Source organism: Paenibacillus canaveralius (assembly GCF_047238265.1).
Classification (GTDB): Bacteria; Bacillota; Bacilli; order Paenibacillales; family NBRC-103111; genus Paenibacillus_F.
This window is the reverse complement of the sequence record NZ_JBDFMM010000001.1, coordinates 1,555,406-1,570,975: the sequence shown is the minus strand read 5'-3', so window position 1 is coordinate 1,570,975 and position 15,570 is coordinate 1,555,406. Positions and strand designations below refer to the sequence as shown.

18 protein-coding genes are annotated in these 15,570 nt (G+C 56.1%); 5 read left to right on the top strand and 13 right to left on the bottom strand.

Annotated features, from left to right (window positions below; all coding sequences use genetic code 11):
- The first annotated feature begins 68 nt into the window (after positions 1-68).
- The 3 genes from lepB (at position 69) to ABC395_RS07255 (ending at position 1,519) form a co-directional block, all read left to right on the top strand.
- Entirely contained in the window at positions 69-623 is a 555-nt protein-coding gene (gene lepB / locus ABC395_RS07265; RefSeq protein WP_413001903.1) for a signal peptidase I, read from the top strand.
- A gap of 208 nt (positions 624-831) precedes the next feature.
- A complete protein-coding gene (locus tag ABC395_RS07260) occupies positions 832-1,011 on the top strand; it encodes a hypothetical protein (protein WP_103997304.1) in 180 nt (59 codons plus the stop codon).
- A 304-nt stretch (positions 1,012-1,315) separates the two neighbouring features.
- Positions 1,316-1,519 (top strand): DUF2524 domain-containing protein, encoded by a 204-nt coding sequence (locus tag ABC395_RS07255; protein ID WP_413001901.1) that lies wholly within the window; start codon positions 1,316-1,318, stop codon positions 1,517-1,519.
- Positions 1,520-1,770: 251 nt separating this feature from the next.
- On the opposite strand, the gene ABC395_RS07250 is transcribed toward ABC395_RS07255, so the two are convergent.
- The 6 genes from ABC395_RS07250 to ABC395_RS07225 form a co-directional block, all read right to left on the bottom strand.
- On the bottom strand, positions 1,771-2,004 hold the full coding sequence (locus ABC395_RS07250; RefSeq protein WP_103997307.1) for a hypothetical protein: 234 nt from the start codon (positions 2,002-2,004) through the stop codon (positions 1,771-1,773).
- Positions 2,005-2,252: 248 nt separating this feature from the next.
- Positions 2,253-2,756, bottom strand: coding sequence for a hypothetical protein (locus ABC395_RS07245; protein WP_413001899.1), 504 nt, complete (start codon positions 2,754-2,756; stop codon positions 2,253-2,255).
- Between the two features lie 254 nt (positions 2,757-3,010).
- Complete coding sequence (locus ABC395_RS07240; RefSeq protein ID WP_413001897.1) at positions 3,011-3,220, bottom strand: hypothetical protein; 210 nt, start codon at positions 3,218-3,220, stop codon at positions 3,011-3,013.
- Between the two features lie 97 nt (positions 3,221-3,317).
- Entirely contained in the window at positions 3,318-4,520 is a 1,203-nt protein-coding gene (locus ABC395_RS07235) for a M14 family zinc carboxypeptidase (protein ID WP_413001896.1), read from the bottom strand.
- 209 nt (positions 4,521-4,729) lie between these two features.
- A complete protein-coding gene (gene racE / locus ABC395_RS07230; protein ID WP_413001895.1) occupies positions 4,730-5,539 on the bottom strand; it encodes a glutamate racemase in 810 nt (269 codons plus the stop codon).
- 208 nt (positions 5,540-5,747) lie between these two features.
- Entirely contained in the window at positions 5,748-6,476 is a 729-nt protein-coding gene (locus ABC395_RS07225; RefSeq protein ID WP_413001893.1) for a polysaccharide deacetylase family protein, read from the bottom strand.
- Here ABC395_RS07225 and ABC395_RS07220 point away from each other — a divergent pair.
- Both ABC395_RS07220 and ABC395_RS07215 read left to right on the top strand, forming a co-directional pair.
- Positions 6,466-6,807 (top strand): hypothetical protein, encoded by a 342-nt coding sequence (locus tag ABC395_RS07220; RefSeq protein WP_413001891.1) that lies wholly within the window; start codon positions 6,466-6,468, stop codon positions 6,805-6,807. The genes ABC395_RS07225 and ABC395_RS07220 overlap by 11 nt on opposite strands.
- 148 nt (positions 6,808-6,955) lie before the next feature.
- Positions 6,956-8,407, top strand: a complete 1,452-nt coding sequence (locus ABC395_RS07215; protein ID WP_413001889.1) for a YcdB/YcdC domain-containing protein — start codon at positions 6,956-6,958, stop codon at positions 8,405-8,407.
- 193 nt (positions 8,408-8,600) lie between these two features.
- Here the strand turns inward: ABC395_RS07215 and ABC395_RS07210 are convergent, their stop codons facing one another.
- The 7 genes from ABC395_RS07210 to ABC395_RS07180 all read right to left on the bottom strand — a co-directional run bounded on the left by ABC395_RS07210 (position 8,601) and on the right by ABC395_RS07180 (position 15,368).
- Positions 8,601-9,839 (bottom strand): acyltransferase family protein, encoded by a 1,239-nt coding sequence (locus ABC395_RS07210; RefSeq protein ID WP_413001887.1) that lies wholly within the window; start codon positions 9,837-9,839, stop codon positions 8,601-8,603.
- Between the two features lie 57 nt (positions 9,840-9,896).
- Positions 9,897-10,943, bottom strand: coding sequence for a Gfo/Idh/MocA family protein (locus ABC395_RS07205; protein ID WP_413001886.1), 1,047 nt, complete (start codon positions 10,941-10,943; stop codon positions 9,897-9,899).
- Between the two features lie 201 nt (positions 10,944-11,144).
- The gene (locus ABC395_RS07200) at positions 11,145-11,408 is read right to left on the bottom strand and encodes a TIM barrel protein (RefSeq protein ID WP_413006698.1); all 264 of its coding nucleotides are present in this window, start codon (positions 11,406-11,408) and stop codon (positions 11,145-11,147) included.
- Positions 11,338-11,994 (bottom strand): sugar phosphate isomerase/epimerase family protein, encoded by a 657-nt coding sequence (locus tag ABC395_RS07195; protein WP_413001884.1) that lies wholly within the window; start codon positions 11,992-11,994, stop codon positions 11,338-11,340. Before ABC395_RS07195 ends, ABC395_RS07200 begins: the two co-directional genes overlap by 71 nt.
- A 71-nt stretch (positions 11,995-12,065) precedes the next feature.
- Complete coding sequence (locus ABC395_RS07190; protein ID WP_413001882.1) at positions 12,066-12,980, bottom strand: carbohydrate ABC transporter permease; 915 nt, start codon at positions 12,978-12,980, stop codon at positions 12,066-12,068.
- Positions 12,981-13,925, bottom strand: coding sequence for a carbohydrate ABC transporter permease (locus tag ABC395_RS07185; protein WP_413001880.1), 945 nt, complete (start codon positions 13,923-13,925; stop codon positions 12,981-12,983).
- A gap of 180 nt (positions 13,926-14,105) precedes the next feature.
- Positions 14,106-15,368 (bottom strand): ABC transporter substrate-binding protein, encoded by a 1,263-nt coding sequence (locus ABC395_RS07180; protein ID WP_413001878.1) that lies wholly within the window; start codon positions 15,366-15,368, stop codon positions 14,106-14,108.
- Between the last annotated feature and the right edge of the window lie 202 nt (positions 15,369-15,570).

Here is a 15,570-nt window from a genome sequence, read left to right as displayed (position 1 = left end):
ACAGCCGTGATATACTCAAGCTAAGAGAGATTTAAGAGATTTGTAAACCGGAAGGCAGGGAATTTGCGATGAACAAGGTGGCAAAAGAAATCGGAGGCTGGGCGCTTTCCCTCGGAATCGCGTTCGTCATTGCACTCGTTATCGGAATCTTCGGTATTCAGCCGACCAAGGTGCTGGGCCATTCGATGGACCCGACGCTATCCGACCAGGAACGTATTTACGTATCGAAATTGTCGCACACGCTGGGCTACGAGCCGGACTACGGAGACATCGTCATTATCGACAGCCGCGTAAGCCGGGAGCGTACGCTGAAAGACGACATTATGGAACACCCCCTGTTTTCGCTGCTGAGCGGTAAAGCGGACGATAACCTGTATGTCAAACGCGTCATCGGCAAAGCCGGAGATAAGCTCCAGTTCAAAGACAACAAGGTATACCGCAACGGGCAGGCTCTGGACGAGCCCTATCTCAACGAAACGATGCTGTATGAATCCAACGAGGAAATTACCGTCCCCGCGGGCCATGTATTCGTGATGGGAGACAACCGCAACAACAGCAAAGACAGCCGCGATATCGGCCCCGTTCCGCTGGATCACGTGCTGGGCATCAAGATAAACGGTTAAGTACCCGATTAAAAGACAGAGTTTTCCGGCCGTACGGAAGCTCTGTTTTTTTCCTTTTATTGTGGGCGGCCTATTGAGTGACCTTACATCATGTGTTATATTAAAAAGGCGGAGTACGAATACTTTCCGCCTTTCCACCCGGCAACATTCATCGCTTCCGAAATCGGGCATCAGCACCCCTAATCTTGATTGACAAGGAGTGAAGTACATGAATGCCAATCTGCACATTCCCCAAGGGGACGATACGATTCTTGTTGAAATGACCGTTAAGGAAGCAATGGCGCTCTCTGGACAGAAGTTTAACTCGGACCATAAGGTGGAAACCGAAGCCATCAAGAAAGTCAAAAAAAGTCTGGAGAACCGTCTGATCTCGGGCGTTTCACAGTAATTTTTTAAAACCGGCCTTGAAAGGGGTTACATCCCCGTTCAGGGTCTTTTTTATGGGTTTTAGGGTCCTCGCGAAGGAGGTCCGGCATCCCGAAAACCGTATAATTAATCCGCCGCGCCGCATACTAATCTTCGTGCACGTGCTCTGTCATGACCAATCCGACCGGACAGGGGGTGATGTCAGTGTCTCACAAACAGCAGGGCCACGCCCGCCAAAACACGACGACCCGCACTTCCGACCGCAAGAACAGCAGCGGCAAAAGCAAATAAGTCCATTCATCCTTGAAACAGGGAGGCAGCGGCCGATGATTGAAAATCTCGAAAGCAATTACGATTGCGCCCACGCGGGTCTGGACCTGCACCAGTTGAAGGAAGAGCTGAACGACCTCAGAATCAGCATGATTCCGGGTTCTCTCGTTCATAACGAGAAAGTGAACCGTCTGGAAAACCAGATCCGGTTTATCGAGAACAAGTGCTCCATTCACCACGGAGATTCCGATTCCCTGTAAAAGCCTTCTTATTGTTTGCTTCGTTATTTAATAATGGATTTATTCATGCCGTTTACCGGCTTCTCAGGTACGCAAAAAAAGCCGCGGTCACGGGCGGGGCTGAACCCCTTCCCGCGAGACCGCGGCTTACAAACGTCTCTTCCTGGATATTCAGTCCGATACCGGGCAAACTCTCCGATGTAAGACTTCCAGGCTGTCTCTATGGTGTATAGTGGAATTAGGCTTTCTTCCGCCTAACGGATTTCTGTTTATCAGGCCTGCGGATATTTGCGCTCCATCCAGCCCGTGAACCAGTTGGCCAGCATCATCGTGACCGCTATATCGTCAATCGGCATAAACGGCAGAACGTCGGGAAGTACCCAGTACAGCAGCGCCGGAACTACAAAGAGCAGTTTGCTGCCGATCGGCACGTTCGGAGACATGAGCAGTTTTCCCGCACGCTTGAATACATGGCTCCAGTGGCGGAGTGACAAAAGTTTTTTCACACGGGTTCCCTCCTTAGGGTGGGCCTGATCCGTTAACGGCAAACGGCAAGCTGAGCCGCGTTCCCGCCTGCGACGGAAGTCCCTAATAGCCTATACGCAATCCGGCATATATCGTTTCAGTCTGATTCCTGCGTCTGCTGCGTATATCTCCTCTTACCCGAAATCGCCGCGGAAAGAACAAAGAGCATCCCGCATAAGCCGATGCTCAGTCCTCAAATCTCTTTACATTCGTTTCTCAACTGTGCGGTTCACCGGATTGCAGTCTCGCTTGTCACGGCATCCGAATCGCCGAACCGGATGTTCAATTCCACGTTCACGGGGACATGACTCCTGATTTTAAGAAACAGGCTGAGCCGCTCCAAAATCTGCGCAACCTCTTCGGCCGGGTAAGTTCCGTTTACATTGTAGCGGAAGTTGTCCGAGATCGACAAGGCGGGGGCCGAAACGGCCGGACGATTGTCTGCCTGAACAGATTCGGGGAGACGCCGGAAGTCGGACGGTTCGGAAGGCCGCTCCAGCGATCTGCTCTGGGAGCGGTAATTTGTATAGCCCATAAACTTGTTGGACGTTCTGACTGTATCGTTGTAGATGTTCAATTTTTTCAAAATGGTATAGTAGGTTGCCGCATTATTAAGCTTCCATGCCGACGTAATTTCGCCTACGGAATAATCTTCTTTCCACTGATTAATTAACCGTATTTGCTCCTCACGTTCCAACTCCTTGAACTGGTCGAGTGGCAGAATCCCGGACATACTATTCCTCCTATTCGGATTGGTCTTACTCTTTATCATAAAACAAAATTAATTAAACTTCAAAAACCTTTATACCTATAATCTCTACTAGTTTACCATTAAAATGCATAATTCATACAATTACTTTATATAGGTATCTTTTACCATTTTAAGTCATGCAAAATAAACCGAAATATGCCCGGACGCGTGTCCGGGCCTGAGTCTTCGGGATCAGTCGGTTTGTTTTCGGGTCGAATCGGCCCGCTTTTATAGGCTTACGAGAGTTTTCTCCGCGTCAGTATACACGGTACGCCTTTACCGAGCGCACCGGGCCGGGACATCCGCTCCAAATACAACAGTCCCCTTGCGCATTGCTGTTTACAAGAAGCACAGGCGGATGATTCGACAATCCTCATCGTATACTGCACCCTTCCGGAGGATTCGATCTTCTTGCCGCCTTTTCCTTTACCGCTCTTGCCCGCCATCGTCATTCCCTCCCCCTATACGCCTGGTTCAGTATATGGGAACCGCTTACGGAGGGATTGGACGTTTGTACCGGGGAGGAGGCGGCTCTCTTCCCCGTTACAGAGCGAGAGCCCGGACAAGGAGCCGGGCGGCTTCTTCGTAAAGCTGCGGAAACTGCTCCAGCGGAAGCGGATTGGTTCCGCTTCCGAGCTCGACGGTGAATCCCGGACGCCGGAATTCGTAGATGAACCAGTCCTTGAACCCCGCATCGCTGCCCCGCAGCTTCACGCTCTTACAGCCGCTCGCCCGCTGAAGCTTCTGGGCCAGAAATTCCGCGTCTTCCGGTTCATAGTCCCGGTAGTTCCAATATATTTCGCGCCCCTGCGTATGGAGGGCGATGACGTGAGCAAAGCTGCGGCTGTGGGTGAAGTCAGCGACGGCTGCCGCTTCGGGCTCCGTCAGCGGAGCCTCGCCCGTATAATCGCGCGGGCCCGGGCCGGGTACCGCGCGGCGGGCCCGCTCCTCTTCCCAGAAGGCGGGGAACTGATCGTTCAGATCGACGCCGTTGATGTTCGCTTTCCACCGGCGGAAATCAAAAGAACCTCCGTTCCACTCATGGAGGGAAGCGAAAAGGGGATGCGCCGGGTAGATGCCCCCGAGCACGAGCTCGACTCCGTCGGGATTCACCATCGGCACGATCCATAAGCTCGTCTCGCGGAACAATTCCGCCGCTTCGGAGCCGTGAATGTTTCCGCCCTGGCGGACAGCCTCCGCGTAGTCTTCGAGAAATTTCACGGCAGCCAGCGAAGTGATCCATTCGTTAGCGTGAAACGATGCGTTGACCTGGATTTCCCGGCTTCCGGTGCCGATTCGTATGGCAGGTATTTTCCGGCCTAGAACACTTTTTCCGATGCATATTTCCTCCAGAAACAGGTATCGTTCCTTCAGAAGCGACAGATCCCGGAGCATTTCGGGATAGCCGTATTCCTCGGTCGTGCGCACCACTGTCCTGTCGCGGACAGCCGGCACATCGATCGTAACGCCGGAGCGGAGCATATCCGGATCAAGGAAGGTATTGGCCTTCCAGAGCTCTTCCCGCGATAATCCGAAGCGCAGCGACACGCTCTCCCAGGCGTCTCCGGGCTGAACCGTATATTGATGATCGAGTTTGGCGGGGATCAGGACAATTTGTCCGGGAATGACATACTCGTGAAGACTGAGCTGCGGGTTCGCAGCCATAAGGGAGACCGAATTGACGGCATACAATCTGGCAATCCGCTGCAGCGTCTCCCCCTGCTGAACGACGTGGCGAAACGGCATACCACTCATACCTCCTCAGGACAAGGCAAAGAGAAGCCGCTTTTCTTCACGCGCGCGCTTCCCTGTGCCGGGTTGTGAGTATATGTCTATGCCCCCTCTCCCTTCTTCATGTCCCGGGCATGCAAAAGGACCGGCAGTTCCGCCCGTTTCAGCTTCGAATACGGCGGAACTTACCGGTCCTGTCGTTTTGACTGCATAAAGATTACGGTCTAGACGAAAGTCGGCACCTGCCACACAACCGGGGTGGCAAGCAGCTGTTCGTGAAGCCAGGAGCCCGTAATCCGGTGGAACATCTCGGCATCGCCGCTGCAGAAAAACTGGTGCACCGGAATGTCTTTGGTCGTCGCCAGCATTCCCCGGTGATAAAGAATCGTGCTGATTTCCCGGGCAGTCTCATCCGCGGAAGAGATCAGCGTCACGTCCGGATGGACCACGCTGGTGATCGCTTCCGTCAGGAACGGATAGTGCGTACAGCCCAGAATGAGACAATCCATCGGCTTGTCGAGCAGCGGCTGAAGGGAATCGCGCACGGTATCGACCGCTTCTTCGGAATAGTACAATCCCCGCTCCACGAGCGGCACCAATGCCGGACATGCCAGCGAGTGAACCTGGATCGTGGGCGAGATCGTCTTCAGCGCCTGCTCGTACGCTTTGCTCCGGATCGTGCCTTCCGTGCCGATAACGCCGACAATGCCGCTTCGCGTCGTTTTGATCGCGGCGCGGGCTCCCGGCGAAATAACGCCCAGCACGGGGATATCCAGCCGTCCGCGGATTTGCTCCAGCGCGACCGCCGTCGCGGTATTGCAGGCGATCACGATCATTTTAGGGTTAAATTGGATCAGGTAATCCACAATTTGATTCGTAAACGTGAGAACTTCGTCGGCGGGTCTGGGACCGTAAGGGGTCCTGGCCGTGTCGCCGAAATAAATCACTTTTTCCTGCGGAAGCTGTCGCATTACTTCTTTTACAACAGTTAATCCTCCGACTCCGGAGTCTAGGATGGCTATCGCTTGCTGCACACTTATACGCTTCCTTTGCGAATGAAATGATTGCTTGTAAATACATGGATAGAATATGATTGCCCAAGCCGAAATGTACCTAGGTATCATACCAGATTTCCGTTTCGGTGCCAACGAAAGCAGCTCCGGAGCGGCATGTGCCCGGAGTCTGCAGGACCGGCTGGGTAAAGGCCCGGGCGAGATCCCGGCGCTTTCGGCACACAAAGTGTCAGCGCTTGATCTCACTTACCAGACCGAAGGAGTAGCCGGCTTTTTTTACGTCTTTCAAAATACGGTCCAGTGCTTCCATGTTTTCTTTAGAGCCTTGGTGCATGAGGATAATATTCCCCGGGTGCAGGTTGTTCATAATATCGTTGTAAGGGTCTTCGGCTCCGTTCGCACGGGGCTCCCAGTCACGCATCGCGGTGGACCAGAATACGGAGGTATAGCCCATGTCCGAAGCGAGACCGAGCAGATGCGGGCTGTATTTTCCGTACGGGAAACGGAAATATTTGAAGACTTCCTGCCCCGTAATGCTTTTGTACAGCTTTTCGAAATCGGTAATTTCTTTGCGCACCTGCTCGTCGCTCAGCGTATTCATATCTTTGTGCGTCATCGTATGGTTAGCCACGAGATGGCCGTCCGCCGCCAACTGTTTAATAAAATCGGGATGAGCCTTGACGTTGCTGCCCGAAATGAAGAAGTTTGCCTTCACATTGTTCTCTTTGAGTGTCTTCAAAAGTTTCGCGGTGTCCCCCATCGGGCCGCCGTTGTCTATAGTCAGGTAAACGTTCTTGCCCTGTCCGACCCATACGGCTTTCTCCTTGGCAGTGAAAGTTTTCGTTTCTTTCGGAAAATCCGGCACCTGGCCCTTCGGCTTCTTCATGTAATACCAGGACAGAGCCTGGCGGCTTCCGCCGGTCTCGCCCTTCGGCTGCGAAGACGGTTTGGCGTTCACCGCGGAGCCGGACGGCTTTGCCGAGGGGGACGGTGCCGACGACGATGGAGCCTTAACCGAAGACGAAGGCGCGGGAGAAGCTGCCGGGGACGCCGGTGCGGACGGAGAAGCGGACGGCTTTTCGCTGCCTGCCGGCGTTTTTTGCGGCGCCGTTGACGGCGCCTTGTTCGGGGCTTTGGTCGGAGCCTCGGAAGGGCTGGCGGCCGGCGCCTGGGATTGGACAGGACTTCCCGAATTTGATACGTTGGAATTGCCTGCGCACCCGGCCAGTATTCCGGAAAGCAGCAGAACGGCGGACGCCGCAGCGGTTTTTTTCATGGAATCACCTTGATTTCCTAAAATGTGAGGCTAATCTTCCCAATTCGACGGCGGGTTGTGGAATCCTTGCTTAAAACTATGTTTTCCATGTAAAAGAGTACAACTATTTCCGCCGCAAAATCAGGGACCTTACAGGTCCCCCCGGCAAAGGGGCGATCGGGATGCTTATCGACGAACTTAGGCAAAAAGCAGCGGCGGCCGGTTCCGTACCGGCCCACTTCAACTTGATTATCGAGGATATGCGGGAGGGAGAAGAAGGCGGAACGCAGGCCATGTTCGTGTGGCAGGAGCCGTCCGGCGAGAGCGGAATTTCCGTCACCCTCGACGAGGACGGCCGGCTGCTCTCCTACTCCGTGGACGAAGAGTTGTGCCAAGAAGGATCTACGCTTGGCGAAGAGGCTTTAGGCGAGCGGGCACGTTCTTTTTTCCATGCCCAACGACCGGAAGATGCCGGCCGGTTTCATTTGACGAAATCCCATATCGGAGAGGCTAGGGCTTTCTTCGAATGGACGCAGACCGCCCTCGATCTGCCGCTTCCTCAGACAGGCGCTTATGTCCACCTTACCTTATCGGGAGAAATAACGGGATTTACCTACAAAGGGACGGCAGCCGAGCCTCCTCTTCCCGCTTCCCTGGCACAGCCCGAACAGCTCCGGCGGCACATAGCCGAATCCGTGGAGATGAACCTTACGATCGCCAAACTCCACCCCGCACTCTGCGCGGACGGCGATAACCGGCTTCATCTCGTTTATCGGCCGGAGCCCGGCTTCCTGCGTTACGATGCCGGGACGGGTGCCGCGCGGACTGCCGAGGAGCCGGAAGAGGAGGAAGCTTACACGGCATTCGATTTATCCCCCGAGGAGAGCGGTGATTCGAACAGCAGTCTTGAAGAGCTGATCGGCATTCCCACCTATCCCCTCGTAAAAGACAGGGAGAGGGATATGGACGAGCACCTCCACGGCATCGTCTGGCATGCCGCGGACCGGGAGGAGAACCCGGCGGATCTCTCCCTGGATGCCTTTTTCCGCAGACGCATGGAAGGAACGGTGAAAGCGGTCGCCGATAAGGATACCGGCCGCCTGCACTCCTTTATCTGGATGGTCCGCAGGCCGGGGGAGCTTGCCCTCTCCTATGAAGACTGCCTGGACCGGGCGGTCGCCTTTCTCCGTAAAGCTATGCGCGACTGGCATGGAGTCCCGGGTCTTGCTTTTTATCTTCAGGAAAAAAGCGCCGGGGATGCCGAGTCTGAAACGGAAGGCCAGCTCCGGTACTTCTTCACGTGGCAGCTTCGCTTCCGGGACATTCCCCTGTATCTGCAGTTCGTCACGGTATGCGTGAATGCTTCCACCGGTCATGTGGACCGGTTCTCGGGCCCTGACTGGAGTCCCGAAGAAATCCGGAATCTTACTCCGTCGGTGAAGTTAAGTGCCGATGCAGCTCTCAGGCTCTATGCGGAGGCTGTGAGCTTCCGGCTTGAATGGGAGCGGGACTATGATTCCGGATCGCCGGGAAATGCCTACAATCTCCTGTACACGCCTGTTCTAAAAGGCAGCGGGGGAAGCCGGATCGCTTTTATCGAGGCCGGAAGCGGAGAGCTTGTGGCCCATAAGTAAAGATTGAAACAGCGAAAAGCCGGCTCCCTTGTTTAGGGAGCCGGCTTTTCCGTGCTCTTTGGGACCGACCGATGTGCGGATGGGCGGGAGTGGGCCCGATTACCGCTCCCTCATCCGCTTCGGTCACCGGGCCGACGATGGGAACGGTCAGGCACGCATAGCCGCGGTCAGCGGCGGATTCCGGAATTCGGATTCAGGAGTCGGGGTCCGGGCTCCCGGCGCGTGTACGCCCCGCAAGCCGGACTTCCGCTTCCGGCGCGGCATTTTTCACACCCCTGCCGGCAGCCCTTCGACTGCGCGCTGCGAAACGTATCCGGGACAGCAGGCCGACAACCGGCTTATCGATCAGACGGTACATCAAATGGGCCAGCGCAAATACGAGCGGGAGCGAAACGAGCGTGGTCACAGCGATGTTCAGCCCGTAAGACAGCCGGCCTTCAAGGAGCAGAAACAGCAGGCACGAGAAGCTGCAAAGCACGGCGAAATGAACGAGATAGAGCGAAAAAGACAGCTTACCGAGATAAGCCATCGGCCTGCCGGCGAACAGCTTCTGCCCCGTCCGGCTGTTCAGCAGCGCGAGCAGTACCAGAGCCGCTCCAGCCGTCCGGTAGGTCACGGCCCCGGGGAATCCTTCCGGACTGAGCGGAAGCCAGGCGTAAACGCTCCCCTGCCAGCTCACATACGGAACCGAACCGAGGTAAAGGCCGAGCAGCCCGATCGCCGCAGGAAAAAATCCGGGACGGAGCGCGGTCAGATTCCGGCCGGCCCCGGCCGATAAATCGCTGAGCAGCATTCCCAGCACGAAGCCTAGATAATAGGAATCCCGGAAAAACCACAAGCCTGCGGCGTAACAGACAAACCGGAAACGGGACTTGCCGAAGGCCAGAAGCAGGCCGTAAACGAGAAAGGAACCGAACAGCTCGTAGGTCATCGTCCAGAGTACGGGGTTGTAAGCCAGGCCATATCCGAAAAACGTATGGATAAAGCCCTGCTCCAGCAGTTCCGCGAACGAAGGAATCGTCGTGTACGGGTCGGGCATCGTGGCCCGCGTGTAGCCCCGCGCCTCGGCGTAAAAATTCCAGTCCAGCTTCATAAGCGCGTATGCGGGAAGCAGCGAGAAGACGGCGGGAATCGCGAGTCGGAAATATCTTCGGAGGAGCGCGGCCGCCACAACCGAGCGTCTGCGGTACCGGAAAAAGCGGAAGCTCAGGACGAATCCGCTTAAAACGAAGAAAAGGCAGACCGCGAAATTGCCGTTGAAAAAAAGATTAAGCGGCGTACGCGGAATCCACTGGTCGAACGCAAAGTGGGAAACCTGCGCCCGGGCTTCGAACATGGACGGCAGAAACACTTGAAGATAATGGGCCAAAACGACGACCAGAGCGGCCGCACCGCGCAACCCGTCCAGATACGTGATTTTCGGCCCGGTCATGGCAGCCTCGTATCTGCCTGTACCCGGCTGTACCGGGCTCCGTAAGGGTGCACCGGGCTACAGCCGGATCGGCCCGCCGGACTCCGAGGAAAGCCGGATGGCTTCCAGCATTCCGACGACTTCGCACCCCTGCGCCGCATCCGAAAGCGGCCGGCGTCTTGTACGTACACAATCGACAAAATGGTCGATCTCCGCCTTGTAGTAGTCCACGGACGGAACGGAAAGCTTGTGTTCCACCGGAAAGCCGTTCACTTCCGTGAATACGCTCAGAGGCTCAAGACTTCCCCCGCCTTCCGTGCCGTAAAGCTCCACCTTGACGGCGTCATCCTGGCTGCCGTTGACCGCCCAGCTTGCCTCGACGGTGAGAACGGCGCCGTTTTTGAACGTGATAAAAGCGGTACCCAGATCTTCCACGTCGTAGACGCCTTCCGATTTGTTGATATCCGAATGAGCCGTATATGCCGCTATCCCCTTCGTCGAGTACGGAGCGATTTTGCGGAACAGCCTGCCGGTAACCGATTCGGGCTGAGGACAGCCCATCATCCACCAGGCCAGGTCCAGCACATGGACGCCGATGTCCATCATCGGTCCGCCGCCGGAGTACCGGCTGTCCGTGAACCAGCCCTCGGGCACACCGCGCTGCCGCAGGACTTTGGTCTTCGCGTAGTAGATGCTGCCGAGCCTGCCCGAAACGGCCATGCCCTGCAGCGCCTGCGCATCGGCGCGGTACCGGTGGCTCATGCCGACCATGACGATCCGGTCGCTCTCCGCCGCCTTGTCGCGGAGTCGCCCGGCTTCGTCGCGGTTCATGGCCATCGGCTTCTCGACAAGCACGTCGAGTCCGCGCTCCAGCGCCAGCAGCGACAGCGCCACATGGCTGTCGTTGAACGTGCAGATGCTTACCGCATCGAGCCGCTCGGCGTTCAGCATCTCCTCGGCCGACGCGTACGAAGCCGTTCCGTATTCGGCGGCGGTTTTGTCGGCCCTGGCTTTGTCGATATCGGCGACGGCCGCAAGTTCCACGCCGGGATGCTCCTTGTAATGCTTCAAATGAAACATGTGGGCAATGGACCCGGCCCCGATAACTCCAACGCGAATGCTCATCGTTTTGTTCGCTCCTTTGCTTGTGGGCTGGCCGGCAGGCCTCGCGGTTTCAACCCGCTGCCCGTTCCGGACCCGTTTACGGTTCTCCCTCTCCTCGATCTATTTCAGATGCCGTGGCGCTTACCCGAATCCGCGCATAACCGGCCGGTAAACGCGCTGTCCTCGCGAGTACGATCCTCGCGCTCCCCCTCTGCCTGCGGCTTATTCCCGCTTGAGAAGCTCCAGCTGCTCATGCACGTAGTCAAGTGCTCTCACGGAGCCTTCCGCCGGCTCCTCCTGTCCCTCGAACTCGACCGTGAGCCAGCCGTCGTACCCGCTCGCCGCCAGCTCCCGGAAAATAAACGGCAGATCCACGCCGCCTTCGCCCGCTATCCGGCCCGCATAGGGCGTGCCGTCAAGGGCGGTTATGCTCCCCGCCGCCCCCGGCTCCGTCCGGAGAAAATCCTTGACGTGGACATGCCCCACCAAGTCCCGCAGCTCTCTGGACGGCAGAGGAGGGGTCCTGACCCACCAGCAGAAAATTGCCGGTGTCGAATGTGCTGAGCAGAGCCGGCGATCCCACCTCCCGGATAATCGCCGACACCTGGTCGCTGCGGCCCGCGAAAAGCCCGTGGTTTTCCAGGCACAGCACCTTGCCCTTCTCTTCCGCATAAGCGGCCGCCGCCTTCAGCCCTTCCAGCACGTAGCCCATGCCTTCGTCCACGGGCATCTTGTCGTCCGGCCGGTCTCCGGAGAAAACCCGGACGACGGGCGCTCCGAAATGGACCGCCATGTCGACGGCCTCCTTCACTTCCCGGAGCTGGGCGGCCCGTTCTTCCGCATCGGCCGATACGAAGTTATTGCAGGCGCAGAAGCACGCCACCTTCAGTCCCAGCTCATCCAGCGCCCGGTCGATCTCGGGCAGCTCCCGTTCCCTGTCCTTCCAGAAGACGGATAGGAGCTCCACTCCTTCCGCTTTCGTCCCGGCGGCGAACCGGAGAAAATCGGTGACGCCCCATTTTCCCCCGTACCAATACGTATGAACGCTCCACATGCTCAGGCTGATTCTCATCGCCAATTTTCCCCTCCCAAGTTGTTCTCTGCGCGATCTGCAAAATCTCCGCAACTGTGGACCTAGACGCCTTATTTAAAACCCGAAAGCGTGGAACCGGCTTTCATAAAATATTTTTGCCCGAAAAAATACAGGACGACCATCGGAATCGTAAAAATGGCGGAAGCGGCCATAAGCAGCTCCCACTGAGCGCCGTGATCCTGAAGAAATCCCTGCAGCCCGACCGTAATGGTCCATTTCGTATTGTCGTTCAAATAAATGAGGGGGCCCATAAAGTCGGTATAAGTCCCGACGAAGGTGAACAAGGCAATCGTCATCAGCGGCGGCTTCAGCAGAGGCACGATGATCTGCCCGTACGTCCGCAGCTCGGATGCGCCGTCCATTTTGGCCGCCTCGCACAGCTCGCCCGGAAGCCCCATCATAAACTGCCGCAGCAGGAAAATGTAAAACGGAGCGCCGAAAAAGCTGCCGATCGTCAGCGGAAGAAACGTATTGATCCAGCCCAGCTTCGCGAAAATGATGTAGACCGGTATCATCTGGACCTGGGCCGGCAAAATCATTGTCGCTACGACCAGCGAAAAAATAATCCCCCTTCCGCGCCACGGAATTTTCGTGATGGAATAAGCGACAAGCGGTGCGGAGAAAAGCTGGCCGGCAATGTTGATGACGCACAGGAGCAGCGTATTGCCCATGTACAGGAAGAACGGAATCGATCCGATGGCGTTCCCGTAGTTGCTCCACTGCCACTTTTCCGGGAAGACGGCGGGCGGAACCTGAAAAATTTCCGTCGGGTTCTTAAGCGAGGTCAGGAGGAGCCAGATGAACGGAAACAGGAAAATAAGGCCGAGCAGCGACAGGGCCGCATGCGGCAGGATCGTCCGGCGGAAGACGAGAAGCGGGTCTTTGCGGCTTTTTTTCGGCACCCCGGCAGGCATGCCCGGCACGGCGCTCCTGCCGCCTTCTTGAAGGCTCGCGGAAGTTTTCATTTAATCACCTCCGTAATACACCCAGCGTGCGGACGTTTTCAACACGAGAACGGTCATAAGGACGACAATAACGAAGAGGATCCAGGCCAAGGCGGACGCGTAGCCCATTTTCAGATACATGAAGGCGGTCTGATACAAATAGACGGCGTAGAACATGAGGGAATGGTCCGGGCCTCCCAAGGCGCCTCCCTGGTTGCCTCCCGTCAGAATGAACGATTCCGTGAAGATCTGAAACGACCCGATCAGGCCCATAATGAGCTGAAACAGGATAACCGGAGAAAGCCCGGGCAGTGTGATATGCCGGAATCGCTGCCATACGTTCGCCCCGTCAATCGAAGCCGCTTCGTAAAACGGCTGGGGAATCCCCTGCAGCGCCGCCAAAAAGATGAGCGAGCCCGCTCCGGAGCCCCACAAGCCCATGAGAATCAGGGAAGGCTTCGTAAAACGCGGATCAAGCAGCCAGGCAGGGTCGGGAAGATGCAGCGCCCGGAGCAGCATGTTAATCAGCCCGTAGTCCGGATTAAGCAGCCACGTCCAAAGGATCGCACTCGCCACCACGGGGATCACCGCCGGCAAATAATAGACCGTCCGGTAAAAGGCGATCCCCTTCACTTTTACGTTCAGCAGCAGAGCGATCATCAGCGAGCTGAGCAGACCGACCGGCATGGAGATAAACGCCATGAAGAACGTGTTGCGCAGCGATTTGTAGAACGTCTCGTCTTTTAAAATTTCCGTATAATTTTGCAGGCCCACCCACTGGGGGGAGTTGAACAAGTCATAGCTCGTGAAGCTGAAATACAAGGAACCGAAAAACGGATACAGGGTAAACGCGAGAAATCCGATAATCCAGGGCAGAGCGAAGGCGAGCCCGACCCGGAAATCCCGTCTGGCTTTACGGGAGCGCGGAGGACGGCGGGTACGGGAAGGCATCGTATCGGAGCTCATGACGGATCTCCTTTCGACAATATCGGCCCTTCGCCTGTAGGCAGACGGCAAGGCCGGAATAGCGCCGCTTCCTTTCCCTGAGTGGCAGGAGGCGGCGGTTCCAACGTGCACAAGCGGAGCGGCAGTTTCGGTAAGTAAGCGCTTGCAAATCAATGACGCAAAGTCTTATTTGCTTGCCGGTCACTTCCCTACTAGAGGCTGGATTTTCTCCTTGATCTGTTTAAGTCCTTCGTCCACCCCGACTTTTCCACGGAGGATGTCGTTGTACTTTTTCGTGATTTCGTCCATATATTCGTTCATAAAAGGCAGCGCCGGAAACGACTTGAGGTTGGGACTCTTCGCATACTCGGTATATTCCTTAAAACCGGGAACGCTGTCATACGTCTTGTCGTCGAGCGATGAGAGCCTCGTCGGCAGGTTGCCGAGCGCAGCCGTGAATTTGACCATCTGTTGTTTTTCCGTCAACCACTTCAGGAACGTCCAGGACTGGTCCGGATGCTTGGCGCCCTTGGGGATGTAAAAGACGCTGGTGGAGATGCTGCCCGCGTTTTTCAGCTCCGGCTTATCCTCGCTGTAAGGGATCGGCGCGATGCCGTAGTTCAGGCCCGGCGCATACTGCTTAATAAACGTCGGCAGCCATTCCCCGTCCAGGGCCATCGCGTATTTCCCCGAGAAAAACGGGTTCTGCGAAGACTGGTACTTGCCGAGAGACGCGGAGAAACGGTCGAGATTTTCGGTGCCGTACTTATCCCACAGCTCTTTGGAAAGCAGGATGGCCTGCTTGAAGCCCGGATCGTCCGGCGTGACTTCCTTCTTGCCCGGGTCCCAGAACTTGCCGCCGAACACTTGCGTAAAAGTATATGCGTCCGCTCCGGGCCATAAACCCAGCCGGTCAAGCCTTCCGCCCTCCTGGACAACGCTTAATTTTTCCGCGTAGGTTTTCAGTTCGTCGATCGTCTTGGGCGGACCGTCGTAGCCCGCTTCCTTCAGGATATCTTTGTTGTAGTAGAGCATGCTGAAATGCATCGCAATCGGGAGCGCATAGGTTTTGCCTTCGTATTGGGAAGTGGAGAGGGCCGAGGGAATAAAGTCTGTAAGATCGATCCCGTCTTTCTTGATGTAATCGTCCAGGGGAATCATCGCGCCTTTGACGCCCCAGGAAGCGACGTTCTGGCCGAATTGAGATGCAAGATCGGGGGGATTGCCGCCGGTAATGGCAGTCAGCTGCTTCTGGTAATCACTCTGGCTCAGGCCTTTCACTTCAATGCCTTTATGAGTGTCGTTAAATTCCTTGATCAGTTTCTCCAGCGCTTGAGCTTCCGGTCCGGTCCAGCCGTACCAGAAATTGAGCACCGTTTTTCCGCCGCCCCCTGCGGAACACCCCGACAGGGCGGCCGCCGACGCCAAAATGGCAGCCAGCATACCTGCTGTGAATTTACGCATACCTGGACCTCCTCGTGAATAAATGAACGTGATCCTTCCAGCATGGCGAATCCTTTATGCAGTTTTCGTCCTCCTTTTCGCAGCACTCGAACTTAAGATGGAGCTATCATAGCACCCTCAAAATCAAAAGGAAACAACTTTTTTTATTCATAATTTAGACGGAAATAATTTTCAAAATATCGTCGAACGGTGCGTAAAAAAT

What these genes read in the sequence shown, in the direction of transcription:
- ABC395_RS07210 (WP_413001887.1), bottom strand. Translation starts at nt 9,839, where the DNA reads ATGACCGGGCCGAAAATCACGTATCTGGACGGGTTGCGCGGTGCGGCC.
- lepB (WP_413001903.1), top strand. Translation starts at nt 69, where the DNA reads ATGAACAAGGTGGCAAAAGAAATCGGAGGCTGGGCGCTTTCCCTCGGA.
- ABC395_RS07260 (WP_103997304.1), top strand. Translation starts at nt 832, where the DNA reads ATGAATGCCAATCTGCACATTCCCCAAGGGGACGATACGATTCTTGTT.
- ABC395_RS07205 (WP_413001886.1), bottom strand. Translation starts at nt 10,943, where the DNA reads ATGAGCATTCGCGTTGGAGTTATCGGGGCCGGGTCCATTGCCCACATG.
- ABC395_RS07215 (WP_413001889.1), top strand. Translation starts at nt 6,956, where the DNA reads ATGCTTATCGACGAACTTAGGCAAAAAGCAGCGGCGGCCGGTTCCGTA.
- ABC395_RS07180 (WP_413001878.1), bottom strand. Translation starts at nt 15,368, where the DNA reads ATGCGTAAATTCACAGCAGGTATGCTGGCTGCCATTTTGGCGTCGGCG.
- ABC395_RS07245 (WP_413001899.1), bottom strand. Translation starts at nt 2,756, where the DNA reads ATGTCCGGGATTCTGCCACTCGACCAGTTCAAGGAGTTGGAACGTGAG.
- ABC395_RS07195 (WP_413001884.1), bottom strand. Translation starts at nt 11,994, where the DNA reads ATGAGAATCAGCCTGAGCATGTGGAGCGTTCATACGTATTGGTACGGG.
- ABC395_RS07255 (WP_413001901.1), top strand. Translation starts at nt 1,316, where the DNA reads ATGATTGAAAATCTCGAAAGCAATTACGATTGCGCCCACGCGGGTCTG.
- ABC395_RS07190 (WP_413001882.1), bottom strand. Translation starts at nt 12,980, where the DNA reads ATGAAAACTTCCGCGAGCCTTCAAGAAGGCGGCAGGAGCGCCGTGCCG.
- ABC395_RS07185 (WP_413001880.1), bottom strand. Translation starts at nt 13,925, where the DNA reads ATGAGCTCCGATACGATGCCTTCCCGTACCCGCCGTCCTCCGCGCTCC.
- ABC395_RS07235 (WP_413001896.1), bottom strand. Translation starts at nt 4,520, where the DNA reads ATGCCGTTTCGCCACGTCGTTCAGCAGGGGGAGACGCTGCAGCGGATT.
- ABC395_RS07240 (WP_413001897.1), bottom strand. Translation starts at nt 3,220, where the DNA reads ATGGCGGGCAAGAGCGGTAAAGGAAAAGGCGGCAAGAAGATCGAATCC.